11 protein-coding genes are annotated in these 20,242 nt (G+C 74.8%); 2 read left to right on the top strand and 9 right to left on the bottom strand.

The features are described from left to right. Window positions 1-31 precede the first annotated feature (31 nt). The 9 genes from DMB38_RS27805 to DMB38_RS27845 form a co-directional block, all read right to left on the bottom strand. Complete coding sequence (locus tag DMB38_RS27805; RefSeq protein ID WP_125937444.1) at window positions 32-1,009, bottom strand: ABC transporter ATP-binding protein; 978 nt, start codon at window positions 1,007-1,009, stop codon at window positions 32-34. Further along, window positions 1,006-2,010: an ABC transporter permease gene (locus DMB38_RS27810; RefSeq protein WP_125937445.1), complete on the bottom strand. Its 1,005-nt coding sequence runs from the start codon at window positions 2,008-2,010 to the stop codon at window positions 1,006-1,008. Before DMB38_RS27810 ends, DMB38_RS27805 begins: the two co-directional genes overlap by 4 nt. Next, window positions 2,007-3,062: an ABC transporter permease gene (locus DMB38_RS27815; protein WP_164716131.1), complete on the bottom strand. Its 1,056-nt coding sequence runs from the start codon at window positions 3,060-3,062 to the stop codon at window positions 2,007-2,009. Before DMB38_RS27815 ends, DMB38_RS27810 begins: the two co-directional genes overlap by 4 nt. Window positions 3,063-3,216: 154 nt before the next feature. Further along, on the bottom strand, window positions 3,217-5,103 hold the full coding sequence (locus DMB38_RS27820; RefSeq protein ID WP_125937446.1) for an ABC transporter substrate-binding protein: 1,887 nt from the start codon (window positions 5,101-5,103) through the stop codon (window positions 3,217-3,219). Window positions 5,104-5,435: 332 nt separating this feature from the next. Next, window positions 5,436-9,317, bottom strand: a complete 3,882-nt coding sequence (locus DMB38_RS27825; RefSeq protein ID WP_125937447.1) for an SCO5717 family growth-regulating ATPase — start codon at window positions 9,315-9,317, stop codon at window positions 5,436-5,438. 199 nt (window positions 9,318-9,516) lie between these two features. Beyond that, window positions 9,517-11,589 (bottom strand): protein kinase, encoded by a 2,073-nt coding sequence (locus tag DMB38_RS27830; RefSeq protein ID WP_125937448.1) that lies wholly within the window; start codon window positions 11,587-11,589, stop codon window positions 9,517-9,519. A gap of 26 nt (window positions 11,590-11,615) precedes the next feature. Beyond that, on the bottom strand, window positions 11,616-13,856 hold the full coding sequence (locus DMB38_RS27835) for a serine/threonine-protein kinase (RefSeq protein ID WP_125937449.1): 2,241 nt from the start codon (window positions 13,854-13,856) through the stop codon (window positions 11,616-11,618). A gap of 4 nt (window positions 13,857-13,860) precedes the next feature. Then, window positions 13,861-16,122: a PQQ-binding-like beta-propeller repeat protein gene (locus tag DMB38_RS27840; RefSeq protein WP_125937450.1), complete on the bottom strand. Its 2,262-nt coding sequence runs from the start codon at window positions 16,120-16,122 to the stop codon at window positions 13,861-13,863. A 28-nt stretch (window positions 16,123-16,150) separates the two neighbouring features. Then, on the bottom strand, window positions 16,151-18,565 hold the full coding sequence (locus DMB38_RS27845) for a PQQ-binding-like beta-propeller repeat protein (RefSeq protein ID WP_125937451.1): 2,415 nt from the start codon (window positions 18,563-18,565) through the stop codon (window positions 16,151-16,153). Between the two features lie 495 nt (window positions 18,566-19,060). Here DMB38_RS27845 and DMB38_RS27850 point away from each other — a divergent pair, with 495 nt between their 5' ends. Together DMB38_RS27850 and rpsO are read left to right on the top strand one after the other, a co-directional pair. Continuing rightward, a complete protein-coding gene (locus tag DMB38_RS27850; protein WP_125937452.1) occupies window positions 19,061-19,579 on the top strand; it encodes a M23 family metallopeptidase in 519 nt (172 codons plus the stop codon). A gap of 203 nt (window positions 19,580-19,782) precedes the next feature. After that, the gene (gene rpsO / locus DMB38_RS27855) at window positions 19,783-20,070 is read left to right on the top strand and encodes a 30S ribosomal protein S15 (RefSeq protein ID WP_027743620.1); all 288 of its coding nucleotides are present in this window, start codon (window positions 19,783-19,785) and stop codon (window positions 20,068-20,070) included. Window positions 20,071-20,242: the final 172 nt, after the last annotated feature.

Here is a 20,242-nt window from a genome sequence, read left to right on the forward strand (position 1 = left end):
GCGTCCTTCGCCTTCTCCGCCGACTCCCCGCTCACCGTGCCTCCTTGACGCTGTCCACGTGTACGCACGCCGCCCGCCGACCCGGGCCCGCCTCCCGCAGCCGCGGGTCCGCCGATGCGCAGGTCTCCAGCGCCACCGGGCAGCGCGGGTGGAACGCGCAGCCCGGCGGCAGCCGGGCCGGGTCCGGCGGATCGCCGGGGAGGCCCTGCGGGGCGCGGCGGTCGGCGGCGCGGCCGACGGTCGGGAACGCGGCCGCCAGCGCGCCGCTGTACGGGTGCTCCGCCGCCGTGAACACCGTCTGCGCCGGGCCCTCCTCGACGATCCGGCCCGCGTACATGACGGCCAGCCGGTCGCAGGTGTCGGAGAGCACCGCCAGGTCGTGGCTGATCATCAGCAGGCTGATGGACTGGTCGGCGACCAGCCGCTCGATGAGCCGCAGGATCTGCGCCTGGATCATGACGTCCAGCGCCGTCGTCGGCTCGTCGGCGACGATCAGCCGCGGGTCGCACGCCAGCGCCATCGCGATCATCACCCGCTGCCGCTGGCCGCCGGAGAGCTCGTGCGGGTACGCGCCGCCGCGGGCGGCCGGCAGCCCGACCTGCTCCAGCAGTCCCTCCGCCCGCCGCCGGGCCGCGCCGGGGGAGGTCTCCAGCCGGTGCAGCAGGATCGGCTCGGCGATCTGGTCGCGGATGCGGTGGACGGCGTTGAGCGAGTGCATCGCGCCCTGGAAGACGATCGACGCGCCCGCCCAGCGGACCGCGCGCAGCCGCCCCCAGGACATGGTGAGCACGTCCTCGCCGTCGAGCAGGATCTCCCCGGTCAGCCGCGCCGAGCGGGGCAGCAGCCGCAGCAGCGCCAGTGCCAGGGTCGACTTGCCGCAGCCCGACTCGCCCGCCAGGCCGAGCTTCTGCCCGGCGGCCAGGCTGAGGTCCACGCCGCGGACCGCGGGGACGGCGTCGGCGCCCGTACCGTACGTCACGTGCAGGTCGCGCAGTTCGAGGAGCGTCACTTCGCCACCCCCAGCTTCGGATTGAGCACGGACTCCAGCGCCCGCCCCGACAGTGTGAAGCAGAGCGCGACCACCGCGATGGCGATGCCCGGCGGCACCAGGAACGACCAGTGCCCGGAGCTGATCGCGCCCGCCTCGCGGGCGTCCTGGAGCATGCCGCCCCAGGAGATGACTTGCGGGTCGCCGAGGCCGAGGAACGCGAGCGTCGCCTCGGTGAGGATGGCCTCGGAGATGACCAGCGTGGTCTGGGCGAGGACCAGCGGCATCACGTTCGGCAGCACGTGCCGGAGCATGATGTGCGTGTGCCCGCTGCCGAGCGCCCGGGCGCGTTCGACGTACGGGCGGGCCTCGATGGCCAGCGTCTGCGCCCGCACCAGCCGCGCGGTCTTGGGCCAGGCGGCCACGCCGATGGCGATGATGACGGTCGTGACCGACCGGGACATCACCGTGGCCAGCACGATCGCCAGCACCAGCGTCGGCATGACGAGGAAGAAGTCGGTCACGCGCATGATCACGCCGGAGAGCCAGCCGCCGTAGTGGCCCGCGACCATGCCGACCAGGGTGCCGATGCCGACGGTCAGCGCGGCGGCCAGCAGCCCGACGGTGAGCGAGATGCGCGCCCCGTGGACGAGGAGGTCGAGCACCGAGCGGCCGAACTGGTCGGTGCCCAGCGGGAACTCGGTGCTGGGGTCCTCCAGCGCGGTGCCCGGCGCGTCGGTCACGCTGTCGGCGTCGGAGCCGGCGAGCAGCGGCGCGGCCAGCGCCACGAACGCGATGACGACGAGCGCGACGAGGCCCACGAGCCCCGCGCGCTGCTTCCGGTAGGCGCGCCAGAAGCGGGCCGCGGAGCGGCGCCGGCGCGCCCGGGCCAGCGCCCGCGGATCGGCGGCTGAGGGCTCCGCCGGGGGTTCCGAGGCGGGTGGCTCCGAGGCAGGGGGTTGGCTGGCGGGCGGGCCCTTGGGCTCGAAGCCCGGCTCCTCGCCCAGTGCTTCCGTACTCATCGGCCCACCCGGGGATCGAACAGCGGATAGATCAGGTCGGCGACCACGCTCGCCAGGATCATCGAGCCCGCGTAGACGATGAACAGGCCCTGGATCAGCGGCAGGTCGGGAATGCTGAGCGCCTGGTAGAAGAGCCCGCCCAGGCCCGGCCAGGAGAAGACCGTCTCCACCAGGATCGAGCCGGCCGCGATGAAGCCGAGGTTGACGAAGACGAGCGTGATCGTCGGCAGCATCGCGTTCGGCACGGCGTGCCGGCGGCGTACGAGGTCGTCGCGCAGCCCCTTGGCGCGGGCGGCCGTCAGATAGTCGCTGCCCATCTCGTCGAGGAGCGAGGAGCGCATGACCAGCAGCGTCTGCGCGTAGCACGCCGCCACGAGGGTGAGCACCGGCAGGAACATGTGGTGGATCACGTCCACGACGTACGCGACGCCGTGCTCGTCGCCCGACTCCATGCCGCCGGTGGGGAAGAGCCCGGGGACCGGGCCGATGCCGACGGAGAAGACGATGATGAGCAGCATCCCGAGCCAGAAGTGCGGCACCGACCAGAGCGTGAGCGCGATGCTCGTGTTGACCTTGTCGCCGAGGCCGCCGTGCCGCCAGGCCGCGCGCGTGCCCAGCCAGAGGCCGAGGGCGCTGTAGAGCACCACGGCGGTCCCGGTGAGCAGCAGGGTGGCCGGCACGCGCTCCCAGATGAGGTCGAGGACCGGCTTGTTGAACTGGTACGAGTCCCCGAGGTTGCCGGTGAGCGCGTCGCCGACGTAGTGCGTGAACTGCTCCCACAGCGGCAGGTCGAGCCCGTACTGCCGGCGCAGCGCGGCGAGTTGCTCGGCGTCGACCTTGCGGCCGTGCGTCATCGTCTTGACCGGGTCGCCGGGGATGATCCGGAAGAGGAAGAAGCTGGTGACGAGGATGGCGAAGAGGGAGACCGCGGCGCCGGCGAGCTTGCCCGCCACGTAGCTGAGGTAGGCGCGGCGGGAACTGCCCGCGGAGCCGCGGGCGTCGGGCGCCGTTTTCACGGCGGCGGGGGTGACGGATGGGTCTGCCGTAGACATGGCCCTCGCTTTGCTGGGGTGCCGTCCGGGGTGCGGGGCGCGCGTGCCGCGCCGGGGTGGAGTGCGACTGGGGGCGGGGGTCTCGGGCGGTGGAGGGGGCGGGGTGTCCGGCGCCGCGGCGCCGGACACCCCGGGTGGCGAGGGTGCGTACGGGCTACTCGCGGTCCTCCGCGGTGGCCCGGCGGCGCAGCGTGAAGAACACGCCCGCCGCGACCACCACGACGACCGCCGCGCCGCCGCCGAGCACCACGCCCATCGCCGAGCCGCCGTCGTCCGACGCCTTCGCGGCGGGGACCGCGGTGGCCCAGCTCCAGGAGCCGTCCTGGCCCCAGATGTTGCCGTTGCCCGCGGGCATCGCGGTGATCGACTCGATGTGGTCGGTGCGGTACGCCTCCACGGAGTTCGGGTACGCCAGCACGTTCATGTACCCGGTGTCGTAGAGCACCGACTGCATCTCCCGGACTATCTCCGCGCGCCTGGCCGGGTCGTCGTACGCGGCCAACTGCTCGGCGTAGAGCCGGTCGTAGTCCTTGTTGCAGATGAAGTTGTCCGTCTGCCCCACCACGTCCTTGGACTCCGGCAGCGCGGCGCAGGTGTGGATGGCCAGGACGAAGTCCGGGTCGGGGTTGACCGACCAGCCGTCGAAGGCGAGGTCGTACTCACCGGCCACCCACGGGTCGCCCACGTTGTCCAGGCACTGCAGGTCCAGGCCGATGCCCAGCTCGCCCCACCACTCCTCCAGGAACTTGCCCGCCGCCTTGTCCTTGGGGTCGGTGGCGTGGCACAGCATCCGGAAGTTCAGCGGCTTGCCGTCCTTGCCGACGCGCTTGCCGTCCTTCAGTTCGTAACCCGCCCGGTCCAGCAGCCGCGCCGCCTTCTCCGGGTCGTAGCCGATCTTCTGTTCGGCGGACGGCTTCCAGTGGTAGTCGGCGAAGCGCGGCGGGATGTAGCCCTCGCCCTCGACGCCGTGCCCCTGGAGCACCTTGTCCACTATCGCCTTGCGGTCCACGGCGAGGAAGAGCGCCTCGCGCACCCGCGGGTCGAGCAGCGCCGGATGGCCGTCGCCGAACTTGCGGCCCTCGGCGTCCCGCGCCCCCGGGTTGGTGGCGATGGCCCAGAAGCGCCGGCCCTGGCCGTCGTTGACCTTGATGTCGGGCTGCCCCTTCAGCGACGCGGCCTGCGCCGGCGTCAGGTCCGGCACGAAGGACACCTCGCCCTTGCGCAGGGCGGCGACAGCGGCGTCGGTCTCCTTGTAGTACTTGAAGGTCACCTCGTCGAACTTCGGCTTGCCGCGCCAGAAGTTCTCGTTCGGCTCGAAGGTGACGTGCGAGTCGGTCTTGAAGCCCGTCAGCACGAAGGGGCCGCTGCCCACGACCGGGAAGTCGGAGTCGTTGTTGAACTTCCCGAGGTCGTCGACGTCCTGCCAGACGTGCTTGGGCACGATCGGCAGGTCCATCGAGTTCATCGTGGCCTGCGGCTCCTTCAGCTCCACGACGAGCGTGCGCGCGTCGGGCGCCGAGACCTTCGCGAAGTTGGCGACGTACGAGCCGTTGGCCGCGCCCGCCGCCTCGTCGGTCATCATCGTGTGGAACGTCCAGCGAGCGTCCTCCGCGGTGAGCGGCTTGCCGTCGGACCACTTCACGCCGTCGCGGATGGTGTACGTCCACGTCTTGCCCGCGTTCGAGGGCTCCCACTTCTCGGCCAGCCCCGGGATGGGCTCCTGCGTCTTGACGTCGTAGTTGACGAGGGAGTCGTACATCAGCCGGTTCAGGCTCGTGGCGACGAGGGTGACCGCGAGGAACGGGCTGAGCGAGTCGACGGACTGCGCGACGGCGGCCGTGAGGACCGTCTTGTCGCCGTCGTCGCCGCCGTCGTCCTGGGCGGAGGTCGCCGCGGCCGGTCCAGCGGTGGCGGCGCCGAGCAGCGCGAGGGCCGCGGCGCCCGCGCAGAGCGCGCGGCGCAGCCGGCGTCCTGGGCGGGCGGCGGGGGTCGGCCGGCTCAGTGGGCCGGGCGTCGGGGCGTTGTCGTCGGTGGGCTGCATGACACCTCGCGGTCTTCAGGGGGCGGGATGCCGGCTGACCGGCCTGGGGGTCGGGTCTGTCTAGCGAGGTTGGTCTAAACATGTCAATGATCGTGACCGGCCTGTACGAGGGCGATACCCGGCTGAAACGCGAATGAGGCCCGCGCCTTCAAAAAGGCTGCGGGCCTCATTGGTTCAACCCAATGGCGGCAGGCCGGGCGGGCGGCCGGACGGGGCCGGCGGCGCGAGGCACTTCGCCGCGCGCTCGCGTGCGCGCGTCTGCGCTGGCCGGCCCGCCGGTACGGACCCGGGGCGGCCGGCGACCGGGGCCGCCGGCGGATCCGCCCGGGGCGTCACCCGTACGGGCTCGGGCCGGACTGCGCCTGCGACGGGCCGGTGCCGGGCGCGCCACCCGGATAGCCGCCGCCGCCCGGGTACCCCCCGCCCGCGCCGTAGCCGCCGGGGGCGCCCGCGCCGCCGGCCTGGCCGGGCAGCGGCGGCATCGCGTGCGGCGGCTGCTGGCCGCCCTCGCCGGTCCACAGGCCCTGCGCCTGCTGGGCGCGGGTGAAGTCCTCGGCGACAAGCGCGGCGAGGTTGAAGTACGCCTCCTTGGTCTTCGGCCGCATCATCGACAGGTCCAGCTCCGCGCCCGCCGACAGGTGCTCGTCGAACGGGATCACCTGCACCGCGCGGGTGCGCTGCTTGAAGTGGTTGACGATGTCGTCGATCTTGATCATCTTGGCGGTCTCGCGGACGCCGGAGATGACCGTGATGCTCCGCGAGACCAGGTCGGCGTAGCCGTGGGCGTGCAGCCAGTCCAGGGTGGTGCTGGCGCTGGACGCGCCGTCGACGGACGGCGTGGCCACGACGATGAGCTGGTCGGCGAGGTCGAGCACGCCGCGCATGGCGCTGTAGAGCAGGCCCGTGCCCGAGTCCGTGAGGATCACCGGGTACTGCTTGCCGAGCACGTCGATGACGCGGCGGTAGTCCTCGTCGTTGAACGTCGTGGAGACGGCCGGGTCGACGTCGTTGGCCAGGATCTCCAGGCCGGACGGCGCCTGCGAGGTGAACCGGCGGATGTCCATGTAGCTGTTGAGGTACGGGATCGCCGTCACCAGGTCGCGGATCGTCGCGCCGGTCTCGCGGCGCACCCGGCGGCCCAGCGTGCCGGCGTCCGGGTTGGCGTCGATCGCGATGACCTTGTCCTGCCGCTCGGCGGCGAGGGTCGCGCCGAGCGCGGTGGTCGTCGTGGTCTTGCCGACGCCGCCCTTGAGGGAGATCACGGCGATCCGGTAGCAGGACAGCACCGGGGTGCGGACGAGGGCGATCTTGCGCTGCCGCTCCTCCTCGGCCGCCTTGCCGCCGAGCTTGAAGCGGGACAGGCCGCCGCGCTCCGACTTGCGCTGCGGCTTGTGCTTGTCGTGCAGCAGTTGCTCGGAGGACAGCTCGACGGCCGCGGTGTAGCCGAGCGGGGCGTTGTGCACCGGCTGGCGGCGCTGCTCGGGCGTGACGTCGGGCCAGCCGCCGGATCGCGGGTCGCCGCCGGGCTGGGCGGGGGGCGCGGGGGAGGTGGCCGGGGAGAGCGCGCCCTGGCCCGGGGCACCGGTCTGGGCGCCGCCGGCGGGCGGGAGACCCGGGGGCTGCTGGGCGGGCTGGGCGGGGAGTTGGCCGGGCTGAGCGGGCTGGGCCTGGTGGCCGGGCTGCTGGCCGGGGTGGGCCTGCTGCGGGGGCGGTGCGGGGAGGCCGGGGTAGGGGCCGGGCTGCTGTCCCGGTCGGCCCTGCTGCCCGGGGGTGGCCTGCTGACCCTGTTCTCCCTGCCGTCCCGGCTGGTTCTGCTGGGCGGCGGGCGGCTGGGGCCAGCCGTAACCACCCTGCGGGGCGCCGGAGTCGGGCTGCTGGGCGGCCGGTGCCACGGGCACGCCGGAGGGCGACGCCACGGTCCAGCCGGGCGGCGGCTCGGCGGCGGGCCCGGAGCGGGGCGCCTCGGCGCCGGCGGGGGGCGCGGCCGGGGCAGCGGGCGGTTGGGCGGACGCCGCGGGTGCGGCGCCGGGAGCGGGCAGGCCGGGGTACGGCTGCTGCGGCGGTGCCGCGGCGGGCGGAGCGGAGGGCGCCGCCGGGGGAGCCGCGGGGGGCTGCGGCGCGGACTGCTCAGGCGCGGGCTGCGGGGCGGGCGACTGCCAGGGCGCGCCCGGGGCGGGCGGCGGCCCGGACGGCAGGTCCGCGGCCTGGAGGCGCTGCTGCTCGGCGGCGGGGAACTGCGGGGGAAGCGGCGGCAGCGCCGTGGGCGAGGCGGACTCGTCCGGCGCGGGCGCGGGCGCCCACGGGTTCGCGCCCGCGGGCGCGCTGTCCGTCGCGTACGGGCTGGCCTGCGGCGGCGCGTCCTGCGGCTCGTCGTCGCGGGCGGGCGCGGCGTCGGCGGGCACCCGGTCCTGTACCTCGGCGGCGGCGGGCACGGCGTCGTTCGGCTCGTCGTCCGCGGGCGTACGGTCCTGGACCTCCGCGGCCTGCGCGCGCAGCGAGGCGGGCGAGAAGCGCATGGTCGCGCCGCTCACCACGTCGCCCCTGTCCGGCTCGTCCTGCGCCGCGTCGTCGTCCCGGCCCTGCTCCTGGTCCTGGTCCGCCTGCGCGGCGGCGCCGGGCGCGGCGTGGGCGACGAGCGGGGTCAGCGTGCGCGTGGCGTCGTCGCGGTACGGGGCGGGCGTACCCGCCTCGTCGTCGTCCGGCCGCGGCGGGGGCGCGAACTGCGGTGCGGGGAAGGCGGAGACGCCGGCCGCGGGCGCTTCGTCGTCCGCCTCCGCGGCGGGCTGCGTACCGGGCACGGGCGGCCACGCGGCCCCCGCCTCCGGCGCCTCGGGGCCTTCGCCGGACGCGTCGGTCCCGTCGTCCGCGGCTTCCTGCCCGCCGGCGAACGAGGGCCACGCGGACCCGGACCCGGCGGACTCGCCGGCCGCGGTGTCCTGCCAGTCGGTGCCGGAGGAGGTGCCGGCCGGTTCCTGCGCCTCGGCGGCTTCCTCGTCCGCCGCCGGGGAGGCGGCCGGGAACGGCCAGGACGCGTCCGATCCGGACGCCTCGCCCGCGTCCGCGGCGGGCGCGGCGGCGCTGTGCCAGTCGGTGCCGCTCTGCCAGTCGGTGCCGGGCGCCTCGGGCTCCGCCTCCGGGGTTTCGTCGGTGCGGGCCGCCGCGGCCGGTTCGTCGTCCGCTGCCCGCTCCCCGGCCGCGTCCGCGGACGGGAAGGGCCACCCCGACTCCGGCTCGCTGCTGCGCCAGGAGGTGTCGTCGTCCCGGTCGTCCTCGGCGGCCTGCGCGGCGGGGTCCGACTCAGGAGGGGAGGGCCAGTCGGCGCCGGACGACGGGGAGTCGTCATCGGTCTGCGCGGCGGGAGTCGCCTCCGGGAGGGGCGGCCGGTCGGTGCCGGTCCCGTCGTCCTCGCCGGACGTCTCGGCGGTCGTGGCCGAGTCGGTGCCGCTGTCCCTGTCGTCGTCCGCGTCGGCGGACTGGGCCGTGGCGCCCGCGGGCTCCTCGTCCGCCTCGGAGGCGGTCTCCTGCTCGTCGTGCGCCTCGGGGCCCGCCGGGGTCGCGGAGGCGCCGCCTCCGTACCAACTCGGGGCGCTCACCGGGGAGGACGTGAACTCCTCGGCCTCCGCCGCGGGCGCGGCGCCGTCGTCGGTCCCGGTGTCCCCATCGCCGTCGGTCCCGGCCTCCGGCGCCGCCGGGGCCGCCGGCAGGGCCGCGAACGCCACCGCGGCCGGGTCCGTCGCCGCCGTCAGCGGCGGGGAGTCGTCCTCGTCCGCGTACGGCTCATCCTGATCGTCGTCGCGGCCGTCGTCCCGTTCGTCGTCCCGGTCCGCGGCCGGCTCGGCGGCCGCGGGGGCCACGGGGGCCGCCTCCGGCTCGGGCGGTGTCGCGGGCTCCGGGACCGGCGGCGGCTCCGGCGGCTCGTCCGGCAGCGTCAGCAGGAACGGCGGCGGCGTCATCGACTCCGGCACCGGCCCCGGGGCCGGTGCGTGCGCCGCGGTGAAGCCGTTGGGCAACGGAGGCATCGCCGAGCCGGCGTGGGACGAGCCGGTGCCCGCCTCCTCGTCCTGTCCGGTGCTCGGCGGCGGCACGCCCTGCGTGTACCAGGCCGCGGGCGCCGGGCTGCTGGTGAACTCGCCCGTACCCTCCGGCTCCGTAGCGGACCGCTCGACATCGGGGCTGGTCCGGCCCGCGCCGTTCTCGTCCCGATCGCTGCTCACTGTGCCTCCCAGATCCCCTCGCACCACGGCGGTCGTGCCGGCGCCTGCCCGGTGCCGTGTGCTTCTCCCACCCTAAGGGGAGTACGGAGCGCACCGGCAGGCCGGACTGTCGCAATCGGCAACGGAAGTGTCACCGTTCAGAACACCGGCCCCGCTCGGGCCACGGCGCACCCCGCGGGACCGTCCGCCCGACTGCCGGTCAGAACACGGGGTTTGCGGTCAGCGACCCTGTGTAGAGGACGAACACCCTGTTGTTCGCGGCGGTCAGGGTCCAGTCGTCCCGCTCGCGCGACGTGCGGCGGTCGTCCCAGGCCAGCCTGCCCTTGTCGATGTCGTAGACCTTGATCGCGTCCGGGTCGACGCTCGACGTCGTCCCGGCCCACAGCGAGTTCCCCTGGACCACCGGCGGGTACTTCAGCGCGACGGACCCGGCGTCCGCCGTCCACTCGATCTCCCGTGTCCTGGCGTTCCTCACGGTGAGCTGGTTGTCGTTCACGGCGTAGAGCAGGCCGCCGGCCAGCGCCGGTGCGCTCCAGATGTACTCGCCCTTCGGGTCCTCGTTCCACTCGACCTTTCCGTCGCCCTTCAGCGCGTACGCCGTCAGACCGTCCCCGCCCGCGTAGACGAAGCCCCCGCCGACCGCGCACGGCAGCGCGTACGAGCTGCGCTGCGGGGTGTCCCACACCTTCGTGCCGTCCCGGGTGTCGACGACCGCGAGCTTGCCGTCCGAGCCGGAGAGCAGCAGCATGCCGTCGGCCGTCGTGGCCCACGCGGGCTTGCTGACGGTCGACTTGACCGGCAGCGGGACCGTCCACCGCTCCTTGCCGTCCGTGCCGACGGCGCGCAGTTCGCCGTCCTTCGTCGTCACGTACGCGCCCTGCCTGTCGCCCGCGAGCACGACCGCCGCCCGGGCGTCCGGCGCCGACCACTGCTCGCGCCGGTCCCGGCCGCGCAGCCCGTACAGCACCCCTTCGGCGTCCGCCGCGGCGAAGGTGTTCTGGTCGAGCGCCGCCGCGCGGGACGCCGCCGTGGCGTCTTTCTGGCGCCACTTCTCCTTGCCGGTACGGATGTCCAGGCCCGCGATGCTGCCGTCGGCCATCGCGGCGACCAGCGTCTCGCGCAGCGGAAGCAGCATCGGCATATCGGAGTTGAGCCCGCCGACCGGGCCCCAGAGCGCCGCGGGGGCGTTGTCGGAGCTGTAGCTCTTCAGCGGCTGCGCCGCCCACGGGTCGCGCTGGGGCGCCGCGGTCGTACCGCCGTCGTCCTTGCCCAGCCACCACCAGGCCGCCGTGCCCGCGCTCGCGGCCAGCACCGCGCCGCCGGCGCCGAGCCCGACGAGCAGCCGCCGCCGCGAGGGCCCCGGCACCTGGGTGTCGCCGGCCGCGGGGAGCGCGGCGAGGCGCGCCGCCTCCTGCTCGCGGCCCCCGATGTCCTGCGCGAGCGGGCCCTGCTCCCAGACGGCCGCCGCGCCGGGCGGTGGGGCGAGGGCGGCGGCGATCTGCGGTGGAGTGGGCCGGTACGCGGGGTCCTTGGCCAGGCACGGCGCGATCAGCGGGTAGAGGTCGGGCGGCAGCCCTTCGAGCCGCGGCTCGCCGTGCACCACCTCGTACTGCACGGCCGCCACGTGGCTGCCCTGGTACGCCGCCTGCCCCGTCGCCGCCAGCGTGAGCACCGCGCCGAGCGCGAAGACGTCCGCGGGCGGGCCCACGCGCTGCCCGAGCACCTGCTCCGGCGGCCCGTAGCCGGGCGTGACGGGGGCCTCGCCGGTGCTGGTGAGGGTGAGGCCGTGCTCGGGGCGGGCGATGCCGAAGTCGATGATGCGCGGCCCGGTCGCGGTCAGCACGATGTTCGGCGGCTTGACGTCGCGGTGGACGAGGCCCGCCGCGTGGATGTCGGTGAGCGTGTTCGCCAGCGCCGCGCCGACCGCCCGCAGCGCCGTGCCGTCCAGCGGCCCGTACCGCTCGACGGCCTCGGCGAGGGTCGGCCCGGCGAGGAACTCGCAGGCGATCCACGGCCGGCCGCCCTCCGTCTCGGCGCCCAGCACCCGCGCCACGCCGGGGCTCTGCACCGCCTGCGCGGCGTGCGCCTCGCGGACGAAGCGCTGCGCCAGGTTCGACTGGTGGGCCAGCTCGGGCCGGAGCACCTTGATCGCGGCGGGCCGCCCCGAGGAGTCGCGGCCGAGGTACACCTTGCCCATGCCGCCGGCGCCGAGCACGCCGATGAGGCGGTACGGGCCGAGGCGCAGCGGGTCTCCGGTGCCGAGGGGTTTCATGGACGTACCGCTCCTGGGGGAAGTTCCTACTGAAGGGGAAGCCCGCGCACGTCGGCCGCGGTGACGACGAGGACGACCTTGGCGTCGTCCTGGGCGAGGACCATGGGGCGTTCGTTGTCCTCGGGCCCCCGGTACGACCAGGCCGTCTTGTGCTCCTCGAGGTCGACGGCCCGGACCCAGTCGCGCCCGCCGGTGCCCACGTACGCGTACTTCTCGCCGACCACGGGCGCGACGATGAACGCCTGCGGCCCGGCCCAGTCCGCCTTGGCCTCCCACTCGACCTCGCCGCTGGCGCCGTCGATGGCGATGAGCCCGTTGCCGTTCTCGACGACGTAGACCTTGCCGTCCTTGACCGCGGGGGTGCCGTAGAGCCGGGTGTCCGGGCCGAGCGCGGCGCGCGCCTCGCGGCCCTCGCCGACGGACCAGCCCACCTCGCCGTCCGACAGCCGCAGCGCGGTGAGATCGCGCAGGCCGAGGAGGACGTGGCCCTTCGCGGTCGGGAACTGCTGCAGCCCGGCCAGCGACTCGCGGTCCTCCTTCGGCGCCTTCCAGGTCCAGCGCACCTCGCCGCTCCTGGCGTCGATGCACGTCAGGGTGGACTCGACGCGGATGAGCGCCTCGTTCTTCGTCAGCGCGGTGGCGTACGAGGGGCCGGTGTCGGGGGACTTGTTGTCGAAGCCCCACAGCAGCTCGCCGGTCTTCATGTCCGCCGCCACGAACTGCGAGGTCCACGGCGTCTTCTCGACGATCTTCTTCTTCGTCTTCTTGTCGCGGTAGACGCGGGTCACCCAGCGGGTGCTTGCGCGCAGCAGCACGATGCCGTTCTCGGCGGCCTCGATGGCCGTGCCCCTGACGTCCGCGCCGTTGAGGACGACGTCCTCCTCGGAGTCGCCCGTCTCGGGATCGTTGGTGAAGAGCGCGTGCGTGCCCTCGCCCGAGACGCTGCGGCTGCCGACGGTGTAGAACCCGGAGTCGTCGCCGATGATGCCGAGCGACGGGCTGAGGACCTGGCTGACGCCGCGCAGCTTGCCGTTGCGCGCGTCGACGAACTGCCCGCCGCCCGTGGTCGTGAGGAGCAGCACGTAGTTCCCGCCGGTCGCCAGGCTGAACGCGCCGCCGCCGCCGACGACCGGGCGCGTCCACAGCTCCTTCGGCGCCTTCGGCTTCTTCGCCTTCGGCTTGGCCGCCGGCTCCTTCTCGTCGTCGCGGAGGTACGCCCACGCCCCCACACCCGCGCCGCCGACGGCCACCGCGCCCGCGCCCGCCAGCGCCAGCACCTTGCGCCGCGACGGGCCGGAGCCTGCGCCCAGTTCGGTCTCCATGGCGGCCTGATGCGGCGAGGGCAGCCGCGGCGGCTGCGGCTGCCAGGCGACGGCGGCACGGCGCAGGATGTCGGCGTGCAGCGCGTCCGGGAGGTGGTCGGCGAAGTCGGCCGTACCGTCCGGCAGTCCCTCGGCGAGCAGCATCGCCAGCTCGTCGGTGCCGGGGCGGGTCTCGGGCTCCTTGGCCAGGCAGCGCTGGAGCAGCGGCAGCAGCCCGGCGGGCACGCCGGACAGGTCGGCCTCGCCGTAGCGCACCCGGTACAGCAGGTCCGCGGCCTGCCCGCCGCCGAAGGGGCCGTGGCCGGTACAGGCGAAGACCAGCACCCCGGCGAGCGCGAACACGTCGCCGACCGGCGTGTGTTCGACGCCGGACGCCTGCTCGGGCGACATGAAGGCGGGCGTGCCCGCGGCGGTGCCGGTACGGGTCAGGTGGTCGTCGCCCGCCGCGCGGGCGATGCCGAAGTCGATGACCTTGGGCCCGGCCGCCGTCAGCAGGATGTTCGACGGCTTCAGGTCGCGGTGGACGACGCCGGAGCGGTGCAGTTGCCCCAGCGCCTCGCAGAGCGCGGCGCCCAGCGCGCGCGTCGTCGTCTCGGGCAGCGGCCCCGACACGGCCACCGCCTCGTCCAGCGGCGGGCCGAGCACGTACTCGGTCGCCAGCCAGGGCGTCTCCGCCAGCGGGTCGGCGTCGACGACCTCGGCGCCGTAGTGGTCGCCGATGACCCGGGCGGCGTCGGTCTCCAGCCGGAAGCGGGTGCGGAACTCGGCGCCCGCGGTGCCGGCTTCGCCGCTGACGAGGTCGGCGTGCATGGTCTTGAGCGCCACGGTGCGCCCGCCCGCGGAGCGGGCGAGGTAGACGGTGCCCATGCCGCCGCTGCCGAGGCGGGCGACCAGCCGGTACGGGCCCAGTTGCTGCGGATCGTCGTGGGTGAGGGGCGTAGCCATGGGATCAGTCCACCGGGAGTGCGTAGAGGGCGTCCTTGGACAGGACGAGGGCGATGCCGTCGTCCGCGGCGAGCACGCGGCCGGAGATGCCCGTGCCGTCGCCGGAGGAGCCGCCGCCCTCGCTGACCGTGGCGAACCGCCAGAGCGGGGCGCCGTCGCGGGTGTCGAACGCCTGTACCTCGGCGTCGTTGCTGTAGAAGAGGGTGCCGCCGGTGCCGCTGAGGACGACGTTGGTGACGTCGAACCGGCCGCCGGAGTAGACCGGTGTGCGCCACACCGGCTTGCCGTTCTTCACCGACAGTGCCGTCACCTCGGCGCCCTGCGTCCCGTACAGCACGCGCGAGCGCGTGTCGGTCAGCTCCGAGAAGAAATGCTCCTTCATCGGCTGCTCCCACACCTTCTTGGCGCCGCGCGTCTCGAAGCCCCGCAGCATGTCGGCGTCGTTACTGGGGCTGACGAGTATCCCGGCCTCGGTGAGGAAGGTGCTGGGGCCGTCGTAGTCCTCGATCCCCTCGTACTTCTGCTCCCACGCCTTCTCTCCGCTGCGCCGGTCGAGTGCGAGGTAGGTGAAGGCGGAGCCGGAGGTGGGGGCGCTGGGGATGAGCAGCTCGCGCCCGCGGACCTTCATCTTCTCGCCGTCGCTGAGCGGGTCGCCCAAGGCGCCGTAGCCCTTGGGCAGCGGTTTGTTCCACACCTCTGCGCGCTTGCGGGTGTCGTACGCGACCATGGAGAACTCCTCCATGTCGGAGCCCCGCGTGGCCAGGAAGTAGAGGATCCCGTCGACCGCGCCGACGGCTGCTTGGAAGGACAGCTTGCTGTTCGCCGAGTAGTCCTCGACGGCGCCCTTCGACTTGCCGCCGGCGAGCTCGACGACCTCCATGGCGCCGAACGTCGGAATCAGGAGCACCTGGCCGCGGCCGAGATCGATCAGGCCCCCGTCCGCGAAGACGTCGGAGTCCCACGCCTTCTTGCCGGTGCGCACGTTCACCGCGGTGAGCGCGCCCATCGTCTCCACGACGGCGATCTTGCCGACGAGGCTGACCGAGTCGGCCTCCTGGCCCTGCAGCGAGTAGTGCCACAGCGGCGTGGGCGCGGCGCCCTTCGCGGGGGTGGTGCGGTAGACCGGCGGATCCTCCTCGGTCGCCCGGCGGTACGCGTAGACGCCGCCCCCGCCGACCGCGAGGCCCGCGGCGCCGAAGGCGAGGCCGCGCAGCAGGGCGCGGCGGCCCGGCCGCGGCGGGGGCACGGAGGTCTCCCCGGCGCCCGCCCCGGCCGACGTCTCCGGCGTCTGCCCGGGGGCGGGCGGCCCGCCTGGGCCGCCGGGCTCGCCGGGGCCCGGTGGCGGCGTGAGCGGGCCCTGCGCGGGCAGCGACGGCAGTTGCGCGGTCAGCGCCGCGGCGACGGCGCCGGGCACCTGCTCCTGCCCCGGCTCCGCGGGAAGGGCCTGCTGCGCCTGCTGGAGCTGCTGGAGCAGCGCGTCCGCGCGCGGGCGCTGCGCCGGATCCTGGGCCAGACAGCCGGCGAGGACGGAGGCCAGCGGCTCGGGCAGCGCGGCCGGGTCGGGGGAGTGGGCGCCGGTGGCGGCGTACGCCAGCACCACGCCCAGCGCGTAGATGTCGCCCAGCGGTCGCGGCACCCCGCCGGCGTGCTGCTCCGGGGGCAGCCACGCGGGCGGCAGCCCGGGCACCGCCGTACGGGGCCCGTCGCCCGGCGCCGCGGCCCGTACCGCGCCGTACGCCACGAGCCGCGGCCCGGCCGCCGTCAGCAGCACGGCGGCGGGCGTCAGCCCCGCGTACACCAGGCCCTGCGTGTGCGCCTGGAGCACCGCGGCGGCCAGCGACACGCCCAACTGGCAGACGTACGGCACCGGCAGCGGACCGCCCTGCGCCGCCAGCGCCGCGGGCAGCGGCAGTGCGGGCGCGCAGTCGTACGCCACCCACGGCTCCTCGTCCTGCGGCGCCACCCCGGCCACCGGCGCGGCGGCAGGACCGGCCAGCCGCGCGGACGTGCCGGCCTCGGAGGCGAACCGGACCCGGAAGCCCGGGTCGGCGGCGAGCGCCTCGGGCGGCGTCATCAGCACCACGACCCGGCCGAGCGGCTCGCTGTACGCCAGATGGAACCGCGGCCCGTCGGCGGCGGACCCCCCTTCGGGACCGGACGTGCCCAGCGGCGCGACGATCCGGTGCGGGCCCACTCTCTCCTGGCCGCCGACGGTGGTGCCGGTCGCGCCGCCGGTGTGACCGCCTGAGCCGGTCAACGTCTGCATACGAACAATCCCCCTTGCCGCCGCGCGCTCAGTCCAGCGGCAGCGCGTACACGCTGCTCCCGCTCGCGATCACGGCCGTGTCCTTGCCGACCGCCACCCGGCGCCGGTGTGCGTACTTCGGCTTGCCCGGCCGCATGTCGGTGAACCGCCACAGCAGGTCGCCGCCGTCCGCGTCGTACGCCAGCACCTGCGTGTCGTCGCCCGCGATGAGGACCTTCTCGTCGGGCGTGACGTGCAGCGGCGGCGCCTGGACGAGCACCCCGACGTAGGCGAGCTGCGGGTTGCGCTTCCACTGCTCCTCGCCCGAGTCCCGCGCCACGGAGTGCACGGCGCGGAAGGTGTCGAGGGCGTGGACTATCTCGCCCTGTACGGCGGGCGGGCCGAAGTTCTGCGGGTTGGTGCTCTCCATGTCCTCGTCCCACGGCTCCGCGGTCACGCTCCACACCTCGTCGCCGCCGCTCGCGTCGTACCCGCGCATCGTCTTGCCGGCGGTGGCGACCAGCAGGTCCTTGCCCGCCGCGGCCCAGTGGCCGCCCGCCATCCCGGCGTACTCCTGCGCCCACCGCTCCTCGCCGCTGCCGAGGTCGAGCGCGGAGACCGCGGCCGGCTTGTCGCGGTGCCTGGCGTCCTCGTCGGCCTCGGGCACCAGGACGACCGAGCCGCCGAGGAAGAGCGCGGCGGTCGCGGCGGCCGAGCCGGGCGAGCGCCACAGCTCGCGGCGCTCGGCGAGGTCGAAGCCGACGACGGTCAGCTCGCCGCCCTCCTCGACGGTGAACGCGGCCGTGTCGCCGGCCACGCCGAGCAGCGCGCCGTACGGCGTCTTGCCGCCGCGGCGGAACTTCTCCGACGTCCACGCCACCGAGCCGCTCGCGGCGTCGAGCACCGTCAGGTCCTTGCCGGGCACCAGCACCATGCCGTCGGCGAGCGGCACCGCGGGCGCCGACGCGCGGACGTCCGACTGCTCCCACAGCTCCTCGCCGGTGCGCAGGTCCAGCGCGAAGACGCCGGATTTCGCGACGACCAGCGCGGTGGTGCCCGCGGCGACGGCCGGCGGTCCCACCGGCTCCACCTTGCCGAGGCCCTTGCCCCACAGCACGGGGGGCGGGGCGCCGTTCAGCCGCTTCCTGCCGGTGGTGCGTGCGGCCAGCCGCTCCGCGGTGGTCGGCGGCGGAGGCGGGTCCTCCGTGGTCGCGGCCCAGGCGGCGGCGCCGCCGGCCGCGACGCCCACCGCCCCGCCGGCGATGCCGGCGATCAGGGCGCGGCGGGTGGCGGGACGGCCGATGACGGTGGTGCCGCCGACCGGGTCCGGCGTGCCGGGGCCCGGGGCCGGCGCCGCGAGGAAGGCGGGGTCCGGCTCGGTCTCGGCGGCGAGCACGTCGGCGGCCTGGAGCGCGAGCGCGGCGCTGACCCGGCGGGGCAGCCAGCCGGGGGCCAGCGCGGCACCGGAGCGGGTGGTCGCCGCGTCGAGCACGGTCCCGGGGGCGGCCGCGCCCATGCCGGGGGCCGCGGAGTGGCCGGGTGCCGCGGCGTGCAGCAGTTCGGGCAGCAGCGCGGCGGCGGTGGGGCGGCGGGCCGGGTCGGGGTGGAGGCAGGGCTCCAGGACGGCGCGGAGCGGGGGCTGGAGCAGGTCCAGCGGGTTCGCGGGGGTGCCGTAGGCGCCGGTGGCGTACGGGTCCGCGGCGTACGGGTCCGGGCCGTATCCGGGATCGCCGGTGAGCGGGTCCGTCAGCGGGTCGCCGAAGCCCCCCGCCTGCGGGTCCGCGGCCTGCGCCTGGTCGCCGGGAAGCAGCCCGGTGGCGGCGTACAGGAGCACCGCGGCCAGCGCGTACACGTCCCCCAGCGGCCGCGGCCGCCCGCCCGCCGCCTGCTCCGGCGGCAGGAACTCCGGTATCAGCCCGGCCAGGCTCTCGCGCGGGCTGCCGTCGGCGCCCGCCGCGCTCACCGTGCCGTAGCCGGTGAGCAGCGGCCCGTCACCGGTGAGCAGCACGGCCGTCGGGTCGAGCCCGCCGTGCGCCATGCCCGCGGCGTGGAGCGCGGCCAGCGTCTCGGCCAGCGCGGCGCCCACGGCGTACACGGTGCGCTCGGGCAGCGGGCCCTGCTGGGCGTCCAGCGCGGCGGGCAGCGGCAGCGCGGGCCGGTACGGCATCGCCCACCACGGCGGTCCCGCGGTCGACAGCTCGCTCACCGGCGCCAGCCACGGGCCGCCCGTACCGCCGAGGCGCTGGGCCTCGGCGGCGGCGGCGTGGAAGCGCCCGGCGTGGCCGTGGTCGGCGGCCGTCGCCTCGGTGCGCGGTGCGGTGATCAATACTGTGCGTTCGCCGCCCGGTGCCTGCGCGATGTAGCGCGCGGCCGGCGCGCGCATCTCGCCCGCGTCCGTGTCCAGACGCCCCACCGGCCGGTACGCCCCGAACTGCTCGGGGTCGTCGAGTCGCAGCGGTTCCATACCCCCTCCTAGGAACTGGCCGCACGCAGCCTACCGGGGACGGCCGGGCTCCGTGCCGGGCGGGGGGTAATTGGTCCCGCGCGGCAGGGGAGAAAGTCCCGCGCGAGCGCCGCGGATTCTTATCGGGAAGTGGCGTGCACCACATGCCTCTGAAGGAATCCTAAAAGCGGTAGTAGCGGAATCTGACGAGGGTCCGGGACTTTAGCCCCTGTAGTCACCTGACTTTTGGCAGGGGAGTCCGCCGGACTTGTGGACACGGCCCACGCGAACCGCTCTGACCTGCATATATGGCCTACGGCAGCCCTCCCGTGCGCCGTCCGGGGGCGTTCTCCCGGGCCTTCTCGGAACGTCCGCAAGGGGCAGAAAAACCCGACTCGCCGCTACGACCCCGGCTCGTACCAAGGGTCCTTGTCCGTCCCGATCCGACGCGTTACCAAGGTGATGCGACCTCGGAGCGCAGCCGGGGTCGAAACCTTTCTGGAGGGAATTCAGAGAATGTTCAAGCACGCCAAGTTCACCGCCCCCATAGCCACCACCGCGATGCTCGCCGCCGGCGGCGGCATGGTTCTCGCCCTGGGCTCCGGGGTGGCCACGGCCGACAGCAAGCCCGACTGGGTCAAGCCCGTCACGGCCGACTACGACGTCACCGGCCAGTACAACCAGGGCGGTGCCCGCTGGGCCGCCAAGCACAGCGGCCAGGACTTCGCCGCCCCCACGGGCACGAAGGTGAAGGCGGCCAGCGACGGCACCGTCGTCACGGCCGGCTGGGGCGGCGCCTACGGCAACAACATCGTGATCAAGCACGGCGAGGGCGTCTACACCCAGTACGCCCACCTGTCCAAGATCGACGTGAACGTGGGCGAGAAGGTCAACGCCAAGGAGCTGATCGGCAAGATCGGCACGACCGGCAACTCCACCGGCCCGCACCTGCACTTCGAGGTCCGCACCACCCCCGACTACGGTTCCGCCGTGGACCCGGTCGCGTTCCTCGGCAAGCACGGCGTCAAGATCTGACCCGCACCCCCGGCCCCGCCGGGCGGCGCCGGACGGCGGTCCTCGGGCCGCCGTGCGGCTGATAGGCTGACGGACGGTTCGCGTGAGCGCCCCCGTATCCCACGGGTGAGGCGCCGCGACCGCCCCGCCTGCCGAGTCACCGCAGATTCCCTGTGACCAAAACCAGGGGCGCTCGGCGGCGCCGATCCGAGGAGTGGGAAAGCATGTCGCTCGACACCGCGACGAAGAAGAAGATCATGGCCGAGTACGCCACGAAGGAAGGCGACACCGGCTCGCCCGAGGTCCAGGTGGCGATGCTCACCCAGCGCATCAGCGACCTCACCGAGCACCTGAAGACCCACAAGCACGACCACCACTCGCGCCGCGGTCTGCTCCTGCTCGTCGGCCGCCGCCGCCGGCTGCTGCAGTACCTGGCGAAGAAGGACATCGCCCGCTTCCGTACGCTGGTCGACCGCCTCGGCATCCGCCGCGGCGCCGCCGGCGCCCGCTAGCCCCGTACGAGGGAGCGGTTCCCGCACCGGGAGCCGCTCCCTCGGCGTATGCCCGCAGCGCTCCGGTTTCGCCCGGACGCCGGGCCGGTCCGTCCGTACGGACCCTTACCGAACGGTTGCCAGCCAGCCGTCGAGACGCCGCCAGGGGGACTTGTACTCTGGTCGGCAGGAC

Origin of the sequence: Streptomyces sp. WAC 06738 (genome assembly GCF_003945505.1) — a bacterium.
Taxonomy (GTDB): Bacteria; Actinomycetota; Actinomycetes; order Streptomycetales; family Streptomycetaceae; genus Streptomyces.